Raw genomic sequence first — 17,922 nt, 5'->3', positions numbered from 1 at the left:
AATGGCCAAAGGATTTTAAGTCCTTCGTGTCTACCATTCCACCATTCGAGCATCCCTTTCTCTTAAGAGATGAGCGAAAGACGGGATTCGAACCCGCGACCCTAACCTTGGCAAGGTTATGCTCTACCAACTGAGCTACTTTCGCGTTCTTTGCGTTTGCGTGTGCAAAGGTAGATAACTTTTTTATATCTGCAAATAATCGGATAAAAAAATTAGCTTTAAGTGCCGATTTTTTTAATATTGGATTAATAACTCACTCCCTCTTTGAGTGACATTAAACTTCGTAAGTGCAAATTCTGACGGGCCATCTGACGGAGTTCCAGAGCCATACGCTATTTCGTACTTTGTTCCGCATTCCGGACATTGTGCCCAACCGGTATTATCTGCTTTTACTTTAATATTCTTTTCGGCTTCGTGAGGGCAGCACAAATCATAAGCATAATATTGGGTACCTCCCGTAGTGGCGCTGAAACCGTTTACGACCAACACGCCCGAATAACCGAGCTGTGTACCGTAATTTTGGCCTGCCGCGCTTGTGATCTCTTTGAAGTTAAGGGAACCTACCAGATCTTTGTCTTTGAACTGCAAATCCAGTTCGAGGTATACCCGTGCATAAGGAATGTTCGACACATTCACTTTATTGCACGACATCACCAGCAACACCACCAAACAAAAAAATATTCTTTTCATCTTATTATGCTAACAGTTTCTTTTCAGCTTCGTTTACCTTATTAAACGAGAAACCGTCGATAATATTTTGCATCAGGGCGGAAATACTGTCGTTACACAGATTACCGATACTACCCTCATGTGTATGGTTCACAGTCTTATTCGGCGTGAAATTGCCCGCTTCGATCTCCAGACCCACCTGTTTGTAAGCGTCGCGGAAAGGAACACCTTCCAGGACGAGGCGGTTTACCTCTTCCACGCTGAACAGTAAGGAATATTTATCGTCGTCGAGAATATGATCGTTTACCTTCACTTCGCGCATCATGTGGGTTACCATACGAAGGCAATCCTTCAGCTCGTCGAAAGCAGGCAGGAACACTTCTTTGATGATCTGCAGGTCGCGGAAGTAACCCGACGGCAGATTGTTGGCTATCAGCGTGATCTGTTGCGGCAATCCCTGTATTTTATTACATTTCGCACGCGTCAGCTCGAACACATCCGGATTTTTCTTGTGCGGCATAATGCTCGATCCCGTCGTGAACTGATCCGGCAACTTGATGAAACCGAAATTCTGGCTGTTGAACATACAAGCGTCGAACGCCAGCTTCGAAAGCGTTGCGGCAATACCTGCCATCGCAAAAGCCACCGTACGTTCCATCTTGCCACGTCCCATCTGTGCATACACCACGTTGTAGTCCATCGAGTCGAAGCCTAACAGTCCGGTCGTCATGCTGCGGTTCAGCGGGAAAGACGAACCATATCCGGCAGCCGAACCCAGCGGATTGCGGTTGCACACCTTGTAAGCCGCCTGCATCATCTGCAAATCGTCAGCCAGGCTTTCGGCATACGCACCGAACCAAAGACCGAACGACGAAGGCATTGCTACCTGCAAATGCGTATATCCCGGCATCAGTACTTCGCTATAACGGTTGCTCTGGCTGATCAGCACCTCGAACAGGTCGTTCGTCAGTTCCACCAACTCCTGTATCTGTGCACGCGTGTACAGTTTCAGGTCGAGCAATACCTGGTCGTTGCGCGAACGTCCGCTGTGTATCTTTTTGCCTACATCGCCCAGACGGCGTGTCAGCATCAGTTCCACCTGCGAATGAACGTCTTCCACGCCCTCTTCGATAACGAACTGGCCGCTGTCGGCAACGGCATAGATATTTTTCAGTTCTGCCAGCAGAACTGTCAGTTCCTCTTTCGTGAGTAGCCCGATACTTTCCAGCATCGTGATATGGGCCATCGAGCCGAGAACGTCATACTTAGCCAGGTAAAGATCCATTTCACGGTCCCGGCCAACGGTAAAGGTTTCGACTTCCTTGTCTACCTGTACATTTTTTTCCCAAAGTTTCTGAGCCATAATGCGGAGATTAATAGGGCAGGGAGGCAATCACAGTTGATATTTTGTCGAGTGCGTCCTGCAACGGTTTTGATACCATCGGTTTGATAAACGGGTTCAGATCGGCGCGGATCGTCATTTTCAACCGCGTGTCGTTCTCTTCCACCTGTTTCAGCTGGATCCAGAGGAAAAGGGGAACGGGCGAGTTGGTTGTAGTAAATTTGATTGTTTTGTTCGGTTCGCGTTCAACGATCTCGAAACGTATCTTACCTACGGGATCGACAGCGAAACTGCAAGAGTCGCTGTCGAACTCAAAGTCTTTGATTTTATCCTGCGGAATGCGATCCTTGACCCGTTCCAGGTTGGAAAGGTCGGATAGCATTTCGTAGACACGATCCTCATTGTGAGGGATCGTTTTGATCTCACTTACAAATTCTGTCATCCTGTACTCGTTGTGATTAAGCTTCCGGATTCCAGTTTGCAGGGTCTTTACGCCATTCCTGTAGCGTAGCGATTTCCGATTCGTCGATATAGTCTGTACGTACAGCTTCTTCGATAACGGCATCGTAATTGCTCAGTGTAGTCAGCGTCACTTTAGCATCTTTGAACTGCTGTGCAGCGACAGGGAAACCGTGTGTGAAGATGGCAACCATACCTACCACGTCGCAACCGAAGTTACGCACTGCCTGTACGGCTTTCAAACTGCTGCCACCGGTCGATACCAGGTCTTCGATGATTACTACTTTCGATCCCGGTTTCAATTCTCCTTCGATAAGGTTTTCCAGTCCGTGATCTTTCGGCGTTGCGCGGATGTAAACAAAAGGCAATCCCAACAAATCGGCAACCAACGCACCCTGTGCGATAGCTCCTGTGGCAACTCCTGCGATGGCGTCTGCGTTTTCGTATTTTTCGCTGATCACACGTGCCAGTTCCAGTTTGATGAAACTACGAACAGCCGGATAAGAAAGCGTTTTTCTGTTATCACAGTAAATCGGAGATTTCCAGCCGGAAGCCCAGGTGAACGGATTGGCCGGTTGTAATTTAACGGCTTTAATTTTTAATAATTTCTCTGCAACTAATCTTTCCAGTGTTTTCATACAATCCTACATATATATTTATATCAAAGTGCAAAAGTAGCTAAACAGAATGATATAACCTTGTAGATACCGAAAAAAATGACTGCCTGAAAAGATGTTATTGAAAACAAATGGCTGCCTGTCAGTGCGGGGAACACATTGACAGGCAGCCTTTACTAAATTTTCAACCGTATCCTAAGGGATAGTTTCAAATACAGGTTCAGCCCTTTCTTTGCCAGGCGGCGCAACAGAAGGGGGATAGATTTCAACAGGAGCAGGTGTTTCTTCATCCGGTGTGGGTTTAAAGTGAAACAAAAAATTAAGCAAAGCGAGAATGAATTCGATGATTTTTTTAATTTTTGCCATAAGATGTTGTTGTTTATAAGATGGATAATTTAAACTATTCGATAACAGGACGGTCGTCTTCGCCACCACCGCCCGGTTGCTCCGGCTCTTTGCCGATACGCTCCAGGCTGATCTTTTCGAGCATGGCACGCAGCCGGGCGCCGGGGGTGAAGATGATCTTCGGCTTGCGGATCATGCTCGCCTGGAAGTCCTTTTCGAGCACCGAGCCCGAGCTGCCCAGCGACAGGCGTAAGCGCCCCAGCGTATCCAGTTCCACTACTTCATTACGTAACAACGCCTCTTCGGTTGCACGTAGCAGGCCGCGCACTACCAGGGCTACGTCGCCATCGCTCGCTGTCGAGCGGTCGGCTATCACATCGCAGATCGAGTTAAAATTCATCGTTCCGCTTACCGGGGCAGAGGCATAATACCGTTTGGCTCCTTCTGCCGCACCTTTCGTAAGGTCTTTTTTCAAGACCAGCTTGTACTTTACTGACATAACTTTAAATGTTTAAGGGTTAGTGTATTAAAAGTCTTTCTCTTGACTACATTGCAAAGATAATACACCCATTGCCACTGAAAGGATGCTGCGGAAAGGTGCGGGATAATCAGTATGTATTATTTTTTCGGTAAATATCCGTCTGAAACCTAACAACGTATTGATATTATTCTTATATTGTGGTATTCTAAATATTTAAATATCAGAAAAATATGGAAGACAAAAAAACAGAACCGTCTCCCTGGGGGAGAGCGTATGGGGTAACGGAATTCGCCCAACTCTATTTTCCCGGTCACACGCCGGTGGTTGCCTATAAACGCATGTGGGAATGGATACGCACCTCGCGCGGCCTCAAAGCCAAATTGGAAGCCGCCGGATGGGTAAAATTTCAAAAACTCTATACGCCGAAGCAAGTAGGCGTACTGATCGATCATCTGGGGGAACCCTGATAATGTTTAAACCAAATTTATTTACAATGAAAGACCTAACTAGTCAAAGCGTTGAATGTACCCTGTTCAAAACAGCATTCGACACCCTTTCTTACACGCCGGTCACCCTCGGTAGTTATTTCAACGACGTAGTAAACGGGAAGTACAAAAAACAAGTGGAAAGCGTTCGTGCCCTGGTAGCCTCCGGCCATCAGGAAGAGGCGAATGCCTGTAAAAAGAACCTTCCCCTGTTGGTGGCAGGCAGACGGATGGATGGTGGCCGCAAACGCGAGCACCTGGTAGAGTACTCCGGCTGTGTGACGGGCGACCTCGACCATGTGCCCGGATCACCTTCGGAGCTACTCGCCCGTGCCGGTGAACTGCCTTATGTGAAAGCCGGCCATATCAGTCCTTCGGGTACCGGCCTAAAACTCTTCGTGCTGGTAGACAGCGATATGGAACGCCACGCGCAGGCCTTCGCTGTGGTAAGCCGCCTGCTTGAAGCCGACCTGCCGGGCGTAAAGGTAGACCCTTCGGGCAAAGATCCTAACCGCGGTTGCTTCGTCAGTTACGACCCGTCGGCCTTTTATAAGGAAGAGGCAGAAGCAGTACACATTCCCGTCGGCCCCGACAAAGCCGATCTTCTCTCGCAGGCCGAACCGCGTTCGGTGGCCAACTATATCGACAAGTTTGAAACGAACAACCCTTTCACCGACGGCAACCGCCATAGCTACGTGGTGCGACTCGCTTCGGCTCTCAACAGCGCCGGTTTCAGCGAATCCGAAGTGACGGCCGAATGCCTCTACCGCTACACCGCTCCCGGCTTTGATGAGAAGGAGATCCTGACCACCGTGACCGACATCTACCGCCGTTATCGGGCGGCCCACGGCAGCAAATCGTATGTTCCGCCTGCGGGTAAAATGAACGGAAAGAGTATCAAAAATCTCAAAAATCTCGACCCCGTTTCCGAAGATGGCACTTTGTCGGATGATTCGCCTATAGGCCCTGATTATGAACCTGGAGAAGCTGATTTTATACGCTTCGGGATAGGGCATTTTAATAACCTTCCACCCCTCCTCTCGGACGTTTTGAAGCCGGCCACCGACGACACCGAATACGACTTGCTGATGCTTTCTGGACTGACCATGATCGCCACCGCACTGCCGGGGGTAAGCGGGCTGATGAACAACGAAGTATGCTATCCCCCTTTCTATGCCATCGTGATCGGAGCTTCGGGAAGTGGCAAAGGATGTATCAACCGGGTGCATAAGGTAGTGGAATACTGGCAGCGCAATGTGTCCGACAACTCGCGTCGTGAAGTGGAAGAAAACAACAAGAAGAAAGAAGCCTATGAGCTCTACAAGCTGCAACAGCGCCAGTCGAAGGGCAAGGCCCTGAGCGGTACGCCTCCCGAAGAACCCGGGGTGGTGCGCCAGAAGCAACTTCATGTGAGCGGTTATACCACCACAGCCCGTCTGATCGAGCAGTTGGAGGCCAATTTGCCTTTCGCATCGCTCTTGTACGAAACCGAACTCGAGTCGATCAACAACACCATGTCGCAGGATTTTGGAGGCTACGGTTACGTCCTTAACCAGGCATTCCATCACGAGGCGGTAAGTTGCTCATCGAAAACCAACGGCTCGTGTCTGACCGAACGTCCGCAGCTGGGTATGTTTGTTACCGGTACGCCCGGCATGTTGCCCCAGTTGGTGCCCTCTACCGAAAACGGCCTCTATAGTCGTCTGCTGATCTATCGTATCGGCGGTAATCCGGTGTACCGTCCGCTTACATCGTCGGATAATGTGTTTAAGAATGCATTCTACTATGACGACCTGGGGTTGCGTATGCTCGATATCGCGCTGTTTCTGAAGGATTCGCCTACGTTTGTGAGCTTCACCGACCGTCAGCGTAAAAAGCTCGACCGTTATTTCTCACGTGAATATTATAATGTACGCGTGTTCGGTAATGAAGATGTGACCTCCGTCGTTTTGCGTCACCGGTTGATCATCTTCCGTATGGCGATGGTACTTACCGCCCTGCGTAAAGGGGAAGCACGTATAGACCAACGTAATTGGAGTATCTCCGACGATGATTTCGAAACGGCCTTCGAAATCGGTACCATCTGTATGCGCCATTCGATGCTGGTAAGTACTACTTTGAAACATAGCGACACGGATACGCATTTTAAGGTACCTACCGCCCAGCGCGACCTGTTCGCCGCCATGCCGAAGAAGTTTAAAACAGCCGATATCCTTCAGGAGGCAGTTGTCCGCGGCATCAGCCGTGCAAGCGTTTTCCGGATGCTGAAAAAGGCGCAGGATTATGGGTTATGTATCTCATTGGGAGGAGGTTGTTATCAGAAAACGGACTCCGGAGAAAATGTCGCTACTTCAGGAATAGGGTAGAGATTATTGAGATTATTGAGACTTTTATGATAAGAGATCTAATCTTTGTCCCATTGAAAATGGGTAGTTATCGGTCGATCAACGGGTAGTTATCGAAGCCCCAACGGGTAAGCATCCGTTTGAGAACGGGTCATAAAAGATAAGTTTATTAACTTAAATTCACAACAGTAACTAAGACTATGAATAACAAGGCTAGTGGATGAAAAAAGACTGACTAAAAAAATCGATCGTTTTTTCTCGTCACAAAATTAAAACATCATTTTGAATAACCAATCATTTCCACTGATTTTTTTCACATTCCTATCTTCTTTCTTATCAACAGAATAGCAAAGCGAGTACGAAATTGCGACTTTTTGTTATGAAATCAAATCGTCTCTTAAAGTGTGACTAATTTAAACGATCGTTTTAGCTAGTCATTGGGTATGACAGACCTGCAGGGAGCAGGTTGTAAGAGGTTATTTATAACACTATTATTAATATTAAATTTATTGATTATGAACAAAAAGTTTTCTACTATTTTGACAATGGTCTTGCTGTTGGTGGGGCTATCGTTTAGTAATAATGCGTATGCGGCATTGAGCGGGACTAAAACGCTTAATGCGATTTCGGGTGATGCAAAGCTCAAAAATGGGGTGAAGTTTTATTTAAGTGATGGTGCTAATGGTTGCCTAACTGTTTCTGATGTTAAGTTTACAAAAGGAGATCTGAAGGATGTAGAAGGTGTAACATTTGGAACACCGGATGCTTCTAAAGATAATGCTGCTCTTTTTGAAGTTTGTGATTATGAACTAATTGCAGGTAACTCAATCTTCAGCTTGAAGGTGGGGGGTAAGTATGTTTATACACAGAAAGCTGCAGTTGCAACAGCAGATGACGAAAATAAAGGAACTACAATTGTTGCTACCAACAAATTCATGGTAGTAGGCGATAAGCTTGCTTTCACTTCAATATCTGCTTTCCTGGAAGGGGCAAAAGGCATTGGTGTAGCTTCTACTCCGGCTATTTCTTTTGCCGGTACTGATCTTGTAAAACCTTACAACGAATCAGCCGTAGTTACAGCAGCCGACCTGAACGGCTTGGCAGGAAGTTTTTCATTGAACTTTGCTATTCCTGAAGGAACAACACTGTTTGAAGATAATATCTTTGCTCAGGAGATGTTGGCAGTTACGACTCCTGGTACTAAAACCAATCTTGGTGATCTTGAAACTAATACAACTTACTTCCTGGTAGGTCCGGCAGCAAAACTGAATGCTGTTAAGGCAAAAATGACAGACGGTGTATTGGCAGATGAAGCAGCTGCTTTGACTGCTATCAAAGCCGATGGTATCAAGGTCGTTACTTTGAAAAAAGACACAAAGTATGAAATTGCGAATGTGCCGGAAGGTGAAGGTATGAAGTTTGTAATGGAAAAGGCTGTAGATGTTTTTGCTGCAGACGTTGTTAAAAACGCAGGTTTTGCAATCACAGAATTAGATAAGACTAACAATCCGGGTGCTTATGAGTTGAAATTAACTCCGCATACTGATATTGTATCTGGTAGTGCTAGTCTTTACGCAGGTGCTATGCGCTTCACTGCCACTGATGCTAAATCTTATATCACAACAGTTACTGAAGCAAACAAAGGCAAACTTTCTTTGGCAACAAACGGTATCTCTGCCGACCTGGATGCTTCAATCCTGTTGAAAAATACAATGAATGTGGTAAATATTTACTTTACTAGCGGTGTGCCGAGCACAAGTGAAGAAGCTGATGACAACAACACTGAATACCACAAATATCTGGTAGCTGCTGCCGGTGCTTCTGCTTTCGAACTTCAGGCTCTTCCGCTTGATAAGCTGGGTGGTTTCGCTTCTCCGCTTTCACAGTGGGTGGTAACTGGTTTTGATGGACAAAACACATTTACTTTTACAAACAGAGAAGCTTCTGCTGCTGTAAATACACTTGAATTGACATTGTTGCCTACAAAGGTGGCTAACGAATATAAGATTGTTTCAGCAGGAACAGCTAATAGCGTTGCAAACATCTATGCATCTGGTTCTACAGCAAAGAAGGCTCTTGTCAACAAAACCGTTAAGTTCAACAGCATCGCTGCAACAAACTCGTACCTGAACTTGAGCAAAGACGAAATGAAGGTTGCTGTGAGCTTGAGCTTCTCAGGTAAGGATGCTAATTTCGGTGCAAAGACTTTCTATGGTAAGTTTGATGCTGCAACTCCTACTACTTACAAGCCGTCAGCAAAAGAAGCTACTGCAAACTTTATTTTTGCAAAGGCAGCTAATGCCAAAGGTGAGACTGATTATATCCAGAATGAACTGACTTATGCTTATTTGGATGGTGAAGTTGTAAAGACTGCTAAAGATACTTTGTTTGTTCCTTCTTATACTTTGAAGGCTGCGGGAACTGAAAAGGATAAGTGTTATTTGAAACATTCGTTTGTTGAATTGGGTGATTATAAAGCTACTGCTGATGCTGCAGGTACAGGTGAATTCGTATTCAGAAAGAATCTTGACGGTACTTATGCTATGACTGTGGTTAATTCAAGTTCTGCTGCTATTGGTGCTGTTGCTAATTATACTGCATTCGCTACTTATAATGCTAAAGCAATTGCTCCGAAGGCAGATAAGACAGCATTCGATAACCAAACAGCTTTATTCTTTGCCCCTAAAGATGCAGACTTCGCTGCTATCACGTTGACTTCTGCAAATGCAGATAGAGTTTCTTTGCCAGCTGTAGGTCGTCATGCTACATTCGATAACGTATTGGGTTCTGTTGCAATGCAGTCTGTAGACGGTATTACTGAAGGTATCTTGAAAGCAGAAGGTCTGACTTTCTGGTTGGATACTGCCGATAGCAAAGCAACTATTCCTTCTTTCTATATCTCAATGGCTATGCCTGCAACAACTAAGGCTGATGCAGAAGCTCCGGCAGAACGTCTGTTCATGTACAACTCTACCGACTCACTGAGCTTGTTCAATGAAGGTGGTGCTATCGCAAAAGTAGACAAGAGATATATGCTCGAAGAAACAGCCGCTGATGCATATAATGCAAAAGCAATCTTCCGTGCAGCTACTATCGCGGCTATCGATACGCTTACTACAACAATCGATGGCGAAGCTGCTGTAGTTACCAAAGAAGCGAACGATGCTAAAACTGTATTAGGAGGTCTTGATAACTTCAAATACAATATCTTCCTGGCTGATAAAGATGTAGAAGGTGAATATCTGATCGCATCAAAAGAAGACGGCAGATACCTGTATAGCCTGAACGGTAAGTTAGGTTTCACAGCTGATGCTGCAAAGGCTTTGGTTGTTACATTGGGCGAGGGCGATTCTCCTGTGTCTAACGAAGCTGTAACAACATCTTCTGTAAAAGTAATTGCAGCTGAAGGTGCTGTTCAGATTGTTGGTGCTCAGGGCAAGAAGGTTGTTGTAAGCAACGTTCTTGGTCAGTCAATTGCTAACACAGTAATCTCTTCTGACAATGAAACTATCTCTGCTCCTGCAGGTGTAGTAATCGTAGCCGTAGAAGGCGAAGCTGCTGTTAAAGCAATCGTAAAATAATAAGCAATTATTTATAATCAAATAATTCTAAATTGACTGTGCGGTTTTCTCTACAAATGAATATCCAAGTATCCCGAGAGGGTGAATAAGCAGTCGATATTAATACTAAAGTAATGAAATAAAGTTCTTCTGTTCGATCTCTGTGAAGAGCGAAGACAGACAAAAACAAAGCCCGGTAGATTACTCTATCGGGCTTTCGTATATAGAAAAAGAATGTTCTGTGATTGCTAGGCTACTTTAATAATGGAGTACTTATATTGGCAAAAGAGGGGGCTCCCTGCCATAAAACATACATCTTATTTCTCTACAGCAAATGGTGTCCCTTTGCTGAACGCATCGGGTAATCGTGAAGCGACATAAGATAGTTTTTCATGCATGCTGTTGAACTGCTTGCCGCTCTCCTGGCAGTATTTTTCGATGACGGCTATTCCATCCTTCAGGCTGTCCTTTTCCGACTCCGTCATACAAAAAGTATCTCCGGCAGCGAATTCTTTATATTTGTCTTTATCTTCAGGAAGTAAGATAAAGACTTTCTCATCCGTATGTCCGAATGTCTCAAAGTAATCTTGATACTGCTGACAAGTCAATTCATAGAATTCATTCTCCCCGGGCATAAACCCCAGCTTGAAAATCACTTGAATGGCAGGCCCTGTTCTAAAGAATAAATCGAATATGTCCATGTCTTTATGTATTAAATAGTTTGGTTATCATTTTATCAATTGTTTCCTTTACTGCTGGCAAATTGTTTTTCATTACATCAAAAACTACATCTGCATCAATATCGAAATAGTGATGTGCTATAATATCTCTCATGCCCATAACGCCTTTCCAATATTCTGTCGATTGCTATTTCTACCTTCAATAAAGAAGAACGGATTATTTCAGTGTCATACATAAATGCCCTCCTTCTCTATCCTGTTCTTCAGTAATGTATCCATGCGTTCACGAAGGCGAACTATATCTACATTGCAACCAAATAGCGCTTGCAAATCTTCTTTTATATGAACTAATGCAAACATGCTGGGAGTTGATGTTTCCAGATAGACATCTACATCGCTGTCTTCCGTCTGTTCCCCCCGGGCAACAGAACCAAATATCCCCATACGTGTAATGCTGTATTTCGAAGCATTCTTTGCCATGTAGTCCCGTAGAATGTTTATGTATTCGGTAGTTGATTTCATATTGCTTGTCTTTAGTAGAAACAAAGTTATGCATAATTCTTTATATCTGCAATTCTTTACGCTATCGCCACCGCCAGCACACTCACCTGTACCCCTGGGACGGTCAGCAGGGCTTCGGCGCATGCACTGAGGGTAGAGCCGGTTGTGATAACATCGTCGATTAGCAGGATATGTTTGCCCTCGAGGGCCTCTGGATTGGCAACGGAGAAGATTTCCTGTACGTTCAGCCAGCGGTCGTATATCGGTTTCTTTGTCTGGGTTTCGTTCGCACGGATGCGGCACAGGCTGTTGGTATCGACGGGAAGTTTCAGTACGCTGTTTATGCCTCGGGCGATCCATTCCGACTGGTTGTAGCCGCGTTTCTTTTTCTTTTTGGGATGGAGGGGGACAGGGAGGATCAGGTCGGGAAGGTCGGAGAGGATGGCTTGCCGGTAATTCTGCCCTGCCATACGTCCCAAGCGGAAACCGATCTCTTTATTATCATTATATTTCAATTCGTGGATAAGCTGCTGCACATGGCCTCCCCGTTCGTAATGCAGGAAAGCCGCTGCATGATCGATGGCTACTTTACCGGTGAACAGATGAGTGACCGGGTTCTCTTTCAGGTAGTCGAAACCGGTACGAGGCAGGTTACACAAACATTTGAGGCAGAAATGTTCCTCACCTCCCATAAGCGGGTCGTTACATAACAGACAAAGCTTTGGAAAGAACAGATCCAACAGGTTATTCAAAGTCTTCCTCATAATCGTTCCCTTTGAATAATTGTTTCAGGCAACGTATTGCTTCACGGCTCTCGAAACCACGGCCGGCGGCAAAGCGGAGGAGTTTGGTGTAGATATCCCTTTCGTCTTTGCCTTTGACAGACTTTTTCTTTGCTTTCAGTAAGGCAAGGAGGATATCTTCATATTCTTTTTCGTCGATTCCTTCCAAGGCCTCCGCACGGATGGAGGCAGGAATGTTTTTTTTATGCAGTTCGTATGCGATCTTGATGCGTCCCCATTTGTTGAAACGCAATTTGTCATTTACAAAGTAACCGGTAAAACGGGCTTCGTCGATAAACTTTTCCTGAAGCAGGCGGGCAATGATCCGCTCACCTTCCTCTGAGGTGAGGCCGGCCGCTTGTATCTTCTTCTGCACGTCCTGTATGCAACGTTCGGCAGTAGAGCAATAGGCTGCTGCACGCCGCAGCATTTCGGCTTCCGTTATCTGTTCCATGTCTGTGCTTTTACAAAACGGTCTTTTCCCGACAGGTCTTGTATAAGTTCGACATTCTTGAATTCCATCAGACGGAGCATATTGACCGTTTGTTCTCCCAGCTGGGAGTTGATCTCGAAGTAAATGTATCCTTTCTTCTTCAGCTTCTGTTCCGCAAACATCGTGATGCGGTGGTAATACAATAGCGGATTGTCGTCGGGAACGAACAGGGCCAGTGAAGGCTCGTAGTCGAGTACATTGGCTTCCATGGAAGCCTTCTCCTTCTCCATGATGTAAGGAGGGTTGCTGACGATGATGTCGAACTCTTCTTCGATAGAATCTGCCGTTTTTGACGGGGTCAGGATATCTTTTTGGAAGAAGGTGATTATGGCCCTGTTGCGTACCGCATTTCGTTTGGCTGTTTTCAGGGCTTCTTCCGAAATGTCGAGCGCGTATACTTGCGATTTGTTCAGCAACTTCTTCAAAGTAATGGCAATACAGCCGCTGCCGGTTCCTACGTCGAGTATATCCAGTTCTTTCTTTTGAGGATAATCATGGACGATCAGTTCGACCAACTCCTCGGTTTCAGGACGCGGGATCAATACGGAGGGGTTTACCTCGAATTCAAATCCGTAGAAATCCGTTTTTCCAAAAATATATTGGATCGGTTCGTATTTGGTGAGCCGTTCTACGATATTATGAATCTCAGACTTTTCCTTCTCGGATAATTCTTTATCTTTGCAAAGTAAGAATTGATGTGGCTGAATATCGCACACACGTTCCATTATCAGGCGGGTGAATGCCTTGATTTCACTTAGTGGATAATAGTCTTTCAGCGTGTCTTGTATATAAGCGACGGTCTCAGTCATGATAATTTAATTTTAGTGCAAAAGTAATGCAAAAACCATTTATAAGCAAAGAAAATGGTCGAGGTTGAAAATAAATATATGGCTCGTTGTATTTCACTGGCCCGGGGCGGGGCAGGAAATGTGGCGCCTAATCCGATGGTGGGAGCCGTGGTTGTGCACCAGGGCAAAATTATCGGGGAAGGGTATCACAGGAAGTGCGGCGAAGCGCATGCCGAGGTGAACGCGATCGCTTCGGTAAAGGATGAATCTTTGTTGAAAGAGTCTACGATATACGTCAGTCTGGAGCCTTGTTCCCATTATGGGAAGACGCCTCCCTGTGCGGAATTGATCATCAGAAAGCAGATTCCACGTGTTGTGATAGGGTGTCTGGATCCTTTCCCGGAGGTGTCGGGAAGAGGGGTAAGGATGTTACGGGAAGCCGGGGTAGAGGTGGTGACCGGAGTGATGGAGCAGGAAGCCTGGGAACTGAACCGTGATTTTATGACTTTCCAACAACTGGGGCGCCCTTACGTCTATCTGAAATGGGCGCAGAGTGCCGATGGTTTTATGGATCGGGTGCGGACGGACAGTTCCACTCCGGCAGTTGTTCTTTCGTCGGCAGAGACACTTCGCAGGGTGCACTGTCTGCGTGCCAATGTGGCTGCCATTATGGTGGGTACACAGACGGCCTTGTTGGATAATCCGTCGTTGACGGTACGGCATTGGGCGGGAAAATCGCCTGTAAGGGTCGTACTCGACAAGACATTGCGTGTCCCTTCCGGTAATCATTTATTCGACGGGTCGGTCAAGACGTTGGTCTTTACGTCTGAAGATGCGGTGAGCCGGGAAAATGTGGAGTATGTAAAGATCGATTTTTTACAACCTGTCTTGCCGCAAGTCTTACATGAATTGTATACCCGCAAACTGAATTCCCTGATGGTTGAGGGGGGCGCCACGCTTCTTGGACATTTTTTGCAGGAAGATCTTTGGGATAAGATGTTTGTCGAGACAGCTCCGGTTTTTCTGGAAGCGGGTGTAAAAGCACCGGATATAAACCTGGCTCCCTCTTTGTCGTTAACGGAGGTGATTAAACGCCAGGATCATGTAATATCTGTTTTTTCACGGAAAAATCAGTGAGCGAAGTGGTTTAACGGAACTAAAATATTATAAATATTAGCCGATATTGGGTATAAAGCAAAAAATGTTTCTACTTTTGTGGCTTTATATGCAACAAACTTATTTTTGGATGAAAAATAGAATAGTACTATTTGTAGCGGGATGTATTGCATTGTTATTGTCTTCCTGTCTGGGATCAGACGATAATGAGTATGAGTTACCAAAGGATTGTCAGATTACTACGTTTAAAGTAAAGCATGATTCGATTCTTGGTGGCAAGTTGGATACAGTGAAGTTTGTGATCGATCAGGTGAACGGACGTATTTATAATCCGGACTCCCTGCCTTTTGGAACTGTAATAGAAAAAGTCGTTTGTACGGTAACGTATGCTAATGGTTTGGCTTCTATCGAAGTAACCCAGGATGCTTTGCCTGATTCTACCTATTACTGGAATTTGTCGGACTCTCTGGATTTCTCTAAACCCGTTAAAATGGTAACGACTGCCTATGACGGGATTACCAAGAAAACGTATATAACTCAAGTGAATGTGCATCAGGTGGTGCCCGACTCTATGTCGTGGGATCTGTATGCAGATAACGTATTCGGTTTCCCTGTAAAAGAACAGAAAGTAATTACCTGGGGAGCTGAAAATGACGAGTACTATTATATGTACGTGCAAGCAGCCGATGCCGGTAAGGGATATTCTTTGAAGAGTTCTTCCGTGTCGGATGGAAAAAGCTGGACGGAACTTTCGTTGGAAGGTCTGCCTGCCGGTGAAGTTCGTTTGTCCCAGATGACCGAATATGAAGATGCTTTGTATGTGCCTACAACGAAAGGTGCACTTTATCAGTCGGTTGACGGACAGAAGTGGACGCTGGTTGATCAAGCTCCGTCGGTTAAAACAGTATTGGGTGCAATAAAAAACGGTGGTTTGAATCAACCGTCGGCTTTGGCTACTATTGTTGATAATAACGGTACATTGAATTATGCAATAATGGATAAGGATATGGGATGGACAACAGGTGATGTTGTTCCGGCCGGTTTCCCGGTGAGCGGTTTCGGCTCTTTGTCGAGTCTGAATATGTTCCGTGAAAGTCTTACGGTTGTTGCCGGAAAAGATAAAGACGGTAAACTGCTGAACGCGGCCTGGAGTACTATGACCGGTACTTCCTGGGTGTTGTTAACCGATATGGAGTCGGATTATTTTGATAAGAGAGAAGGTGTTATGCTTTCTACTTACGATGATAAGTTCTGTATGGTAGGCGGTATCGACGGTTCGAATAAAGCTCTGAAAGATATTTATTTCTCCATAGATGGCGGTGTGTCGTGGACATTGTCGGATACATTAGTTGTTATGCCGAAAAATTATAAGGCCAGAGGTTTTGCTTCTGTGTTGGTGGATAAAGAGAAATTTATGCTGATTTTCGGCGGTAAGGAGAACAATAGTGCAAATGATCTGGATCAGATCTGGAAGGGCCGTATAAACCGTTTAGGTTTTAAGGATTGATAAAGTTCGTGGAGGAAAGTATAATTTTAGGAAGAATTTGACGTTAGAAAAAGAAGTGTAGTAATATAATAGCATCGTTTATGACTTCAACTTTTTTTCAACGGATTCTTATACTGATACTGCTGGCCGGCTCATTTACCGGTCTCCACGCACAGGAATATAAATATGAAATAGGCGGGATGGCAGGAGGCGCCTTCTATATGGGGGATGCCAACAAGAATGCTTTCTTCAAAGGGATGAACCCCGCGGTAGGGGTTGTGTTCCGTTATAATCCCAATTTCAGATGGGCCTTTAAAAGCAATCTGATGTGGGGGCAGGTATCCGGCAGTACGGAAGGACTGGAAAATGTTTTTCCTGACAATGCGCAAGCATCGTTCAGCCGTAGCCTGATAGAGCTGGGCGGCCAGATGGAGTTCAACTTCATGCCGTACAGTGATAAATTTGCTTATGCAGGGGCGAAGCGTTTTACTCCGTATGTTCTCCTGGGACTGGGTGTCACAGTGGGTACAGGGAATAAAATGTTTTTCGGGCCGAATATCCCGTTAGGGGTAGGAGTGAAATATAAGGTCAAGAACAGGATCAACCTGGGTTGCGAGTTCTCGTTCCGTAAATTATTCGGAGATAATTTCGATGTGACGGACGATAGCAATGCAATATTGGATAATCCTTATCAGACCGGTGGCAGTTTCTTGAAGAACAAAGATTGGTATTCATTTTTACTGCTATCTGTTACCTGGGACTTCGGTCCGCGTAACAGGCCATGTAATAGTATAAACAGCAACAGTACGTTTAGATACTGAAAACACTATGTCATTGATTGAGGAAATAGACAAAAATCGCTTGCCGCAACATGTGGCGATTATTATGGATGGAAACGGACGTTGGGCCAAAGCGCAGGGAAAAGACCGGAGCTATGGACACCAGGAAGGCGTTGTCTCCGTACGTAAAGTAGTTGAGGCGGCAACGGCTATTGGGCTGAAGTACCTTACAGTGTACACCTTTTCAACAGAAAACTGGAATCGTCCGGAAGCAGAAGTAAAGGCTCTGATGAGCTTGCTGGTGTCGGCCATCCATCGTGAAACGCCGGATCTGATGAAAAATAATGTCCGTCTGATGGCTATCGGTAATCTGGACCGTCTGCCCGAAGATGCACATGCCACTTTGCTGGATTGTATAAAACAAACATCTGCCAATACAGGTACCACGCTCGTATTGGCTCTCAGTTATTCTTCCCGCTGGGAGATAACGGAAGCTGTCAGACAGCTCGCTGTTCAAGTACAGGAAAAGAAAATAAACCCCAACGATATAACCGAGACAGTTGTCTCGGACCACCTAACGACTAAAGGCATTCCCGATCCGGATCTATTGATCCGAACCGGCGGAGAAAAACGCATCAGCAACTTCCTGCTGTGGCAGGCGTCTTATGCGGAATTCTTCTTTACCGATGTGTATTGGCCGGCATTCAGAGAAGAAGAGTTGTATGAAGCTATATTGTATTACCAGCAACGCGAACGTCGTTTCGGTAAAACAAGTGAGCAATTAATCTTATAAACAATAGCTGTTATATGTACAAAAGAATAGTGCTGTTTTTTATTTTCCTAGGTTTTGCCTGCGGAGCATTTGCCCAGGAAAGTGACACTACCAAGGTTGAAGCACCGGCAGAAGTGCCGGTCATTAATTATTCGTTTCCCAAACGGTATAAGATTGCCGACATAAAGGTAACGGGTATTAAGAATTATGATGATTTCGTGT

General features: G+C 45.5%; 20 protein-coding genes and 1 tRNA gene. 8 read left to right on the top strand and 13 right to left on the bottom strand.

Annotated elements, in window-relative coordinates; translation table 11 throughout:
- Nucleotides 1-72: 72 nt before the first annotated feature.
- From QZ076_RS20190 to QZ076_RS20160, 7 genes are all read right to left on the bottom strand, one after another.
- A tRNA-Gly gene (locus QZ076_RS20190) sits at nucleotides 73-145 on the bottom strand.
- 89 nt (nucleotides 146-234) lie between these two features.
- Complete coding sequence (locus tag QZ076_RS20185; RefSeq protein WP_293716762.1) at nucleotides 235-690, bottom strand: hypothetical protein; 456 nt, start codon at nucleotides 688-690, stop codon at nucleotides 235-237.
- 4 nt (nucleotides 691-694) lie between these two features.
- Entirely contained in the window at nucleotides 695-2,032 is a 1,338-nt protein-coding gene (argH, locus tag QZ076_RS20180; RefSeq protein ID WP_293716760.1) for an argininosuccinate lyase, read from the bottom strand.
- Nucleotides 2,033-2,042: 10 nt separating this feature from the next.
- Complete coding sequence (locus QZ076_RS20175) at nucleotides 2,043-2,453, bottom strand: SRPBCC family protein (protein WP_293716758.1); 411 nt, start codon at nucleotides 2,451-2,453, stop codon at nucleotides 2,043-2,045.
- 16 nt (nucleotides 2,454-2,469) lie between these two features.
- The gene (gene pyrE, locus QZ076_RS20170) at nucleotides 2,470-3,108 is read right to left on the bottom strand and encodes an orotate phosphoribosyltransferase (RefSeq protein ID WP_046148268.1); all 639 of its coding nucleotides are present in this window, start codon (nucleotides 3,106-3,108) and stop codon (nucleotides 2,470-2,472) included.
- Nucleotides 3,109-3,282: 174 nt separating this feature from the next.
- The gene (locus QZ076_RS20165) at nucleotides 3,283-3,453 is read right to left on the bottom strand and encodes a hypothetical protein (protein ID WP_293716756.1); all 171 of its coding nucleotides are present in this window, start codon (nucleotides 3,451-3,453) and stop codon (nucleotides 3,283-3,285) included.
- Nucleotides 3,454-3,487: 34 nt separating this feature from the next.
- Nucleotides 3,488-3,931: an HU family DNA-binding protein gene (locus tag QZ076_RS20160; protein WP_293716754.1), complete on the bottom strand. Its 444-nt coding sequence runs from the start codon at nucleotides 3,929-3,931 to the stop codon at nucleotides 3,488-3,490.
- 212 nt (nucleotides 3,932-4,143) lie between these two features.
- Here QZ076_RS20160 and QZ076_RS20155 point away from each other — a divergent pair, with 212 nt between their 5' ends.
- From QZ076_RS20155 to QZ076_RS20145, 3 genes are all read left to right on the top strand, one after another.
- A complete protein-coding gene (locus QZ076_RS20155; protein ID WP_293716752.1) occupies nucleotides 4,144-4,380 on the top strand; it encodes a DUF4248 domain-containing protein in 237 nt (78 codons plus the stop codon).
- A gap of 26 nt (nucleotides 4,381-4,406) precedes the next feature.
- Entirely contained in the window at nucleotides 4,407-6,764 is a 2,358-nt protein-coding gene (locus QZ076_RS20150) for a DUF3987 domain-containing protein (RefSeq protein ID WP_293716750.1), read from the top strand.
- A 494-nt stretch (nucleotides 6,765-7,258) separates the two neighbouring features.
- Nucleotides 7,259-10,324, top strand: a complete 3,066-nt coding sequence (locus QZ076_RS20145; RefSeq protein WP_293716748.1) for a DUF6383 domain-containing protein — start codon at nucleotides 7,259-7,261, stop codon at nucleotides 10,322-10,324.
- Nucleotides 10,325-10,620: 296 nt separating this feature from the next.
- Here QZ076_RS20145 and QZ076_RS20140 read toward each other — a convergent pair whose 3' ends face one another.
- From QZ076_RS20140 to prmC, 6 genes are all read right to left on the bottom strand, one after another.
- A complete protein-coding gene (locus QZ076_RS20140) occupies nucleotides 10,621-11,004 on the bottom strand; it encodes a hypothetical protein (protein WP_293716746.1) in 384 nt (127 codons plus the stop codon).
- Nucleotides 11,005-11,008: 4 nt separating this feature from the next.
- Nucleotides 11,009-11,137 carry a HepT-like ribonuclease domain-containing protein gene (locus QZ076_RS20135; protein WP_293716764.1) on the bottom strand — a complete coding sequence of 43 codons (129 nt, stop codon included), beginning with the start codon at nucleotides 11,135-11,137 and terminating at the stop codon, nucleotides 11,009-11,011.
- Nucleotides 11,138-11,211: 74 nt separating this feature from the next.
- Nucleotides 11,212-11,505, bottom strand: a complete 294-nt coding sequence (locus QZ076_RS20130; protein ID WP_293716744.1) for a nucleotidyltransferase domain-containing protein — start codon at nucleotides 11,503-11,505, stop codon at nucleotides 11,212-11,214.
- A gap of 56 nt (nucleotides 11,506-11,561) precedes the next feature.
- Nucleotides 11,562-12,248, bottom strand: a complete 687-nt coding sequence (locus tag QZ076_RS20125) for a ComF family protein (protein WP_293716742.1) — start codon at nucleotides 12,246-12,248, stop codon at nucleotides 11,562-11,564.
- Nucleotides 12,229-12,720, bottom strand: coding sequence for a regulatory protein RecX (locus QZ076_RS20120; protein WP_293716740.1), 492 nt, complete (start codon nucleotides 12,718-12,720; stop codon nucleotides 12,229-12,231). Before QZ076_RS20120 ends, QZ076_RS20125 begins: the two co-directional genes overlap by 20 nt.
- Nucleotides 12,708-13,568, bottom strand: coding sequence for a peptide chain release factor N(5)-glutamine methyltransferase (gene prmC / locus QZ076_RS20115; RefSeq protein WP_293716738.1), 861 nt, complete (start codon nucleotides 13,566-13,568; stop codon nucleotides 12,708-12,710). The genes QZ076_RS20120 and prmC overlap by 13 nt, the downstream gene beginning before the upstream one ends.
- Nucleotides 13,569-13,622: 54 nt before the next feature.
- Between prmC and ribD the strand changes: the two genes are divergently transcribed.
- From ribD to QZ076_RS20090, 5 genes are all read left to right on the top strand, one after another.
- Complete coding sequence (gene ribD / locus QZ076_RS20110) at nucleotides 13,623-14,684, top strand: bifunctional diaminohydroxyphosphoribosylaminopyrimidine deaminase/5-amino-6-(5-phosphoribosylamino)uracil reductase RibD (RefSeq protein WP_293716736.1); 1,062 nt, start codon at nucleotides 13,623-13,625, stop codon at nucleotides 14,682-14,684.
- A gap of 109 nt (nucleotides 14,685-14,793) precedes the next feature.
- The gene (locus QZ076_RS20105; RefSeq protein ID WP_293716734.1) at nucleotides 14,794-16,170 is read left to right on the top strand and encodes a DUF6242 domain-containing protein; all 1,377 of its coding nucleotides are present in this window, start codon (nucleotides 14,794-14,796) and stop codon (nucleotides 16,168-16,170) included.
- Between the two features lie 80 nt (nucleotides 16,171-16,250).
- Nucleotides 16,251-16,970, top strand: a complete 720-nt coding sequence (locus QZ076_RS20100; protein ID WP_293716732.1) for a DUF6089 family protein — start codon at nucleotides 16,251-16,253, stop codon at nucleotides 16,968-16,970.
- 7 nt (nucleotides 16,971-16,977) lie between these two features.
- Complete coding sequence (locus QZ076_RS20095; RefSeq protein WP_293716730.1) at nucleotides 16,978-17,721, top strand: isoprenyl transferase; 744 nt, start codon at nucleotides 16,978-16,980, stop codon at nucleotides 17,719-17,721.
- Between the two features lie 14 nt (nucleotides 17,722-17,735).
- A partial coding sequence (locus QZ076_RS20090; RefSeq protein WP_293716728.1) for a hypothetical protein occupies nucleotides 17,736-17,922 on the top strand: 187 nt, incomplete at its 3' end.

Origin of the sequence: uncultured Parabacteroides sp., assembly GCF_905196875.1 — a bacterium.
Lineage (GTDB): Bacteria > Bacteroidota > Bacteroidia > Bacteroidales > Tannerellaceae > Parabacteroides.
This window is presented reverse-complemented; position numbering and strand designations above follow the sequence as displayed.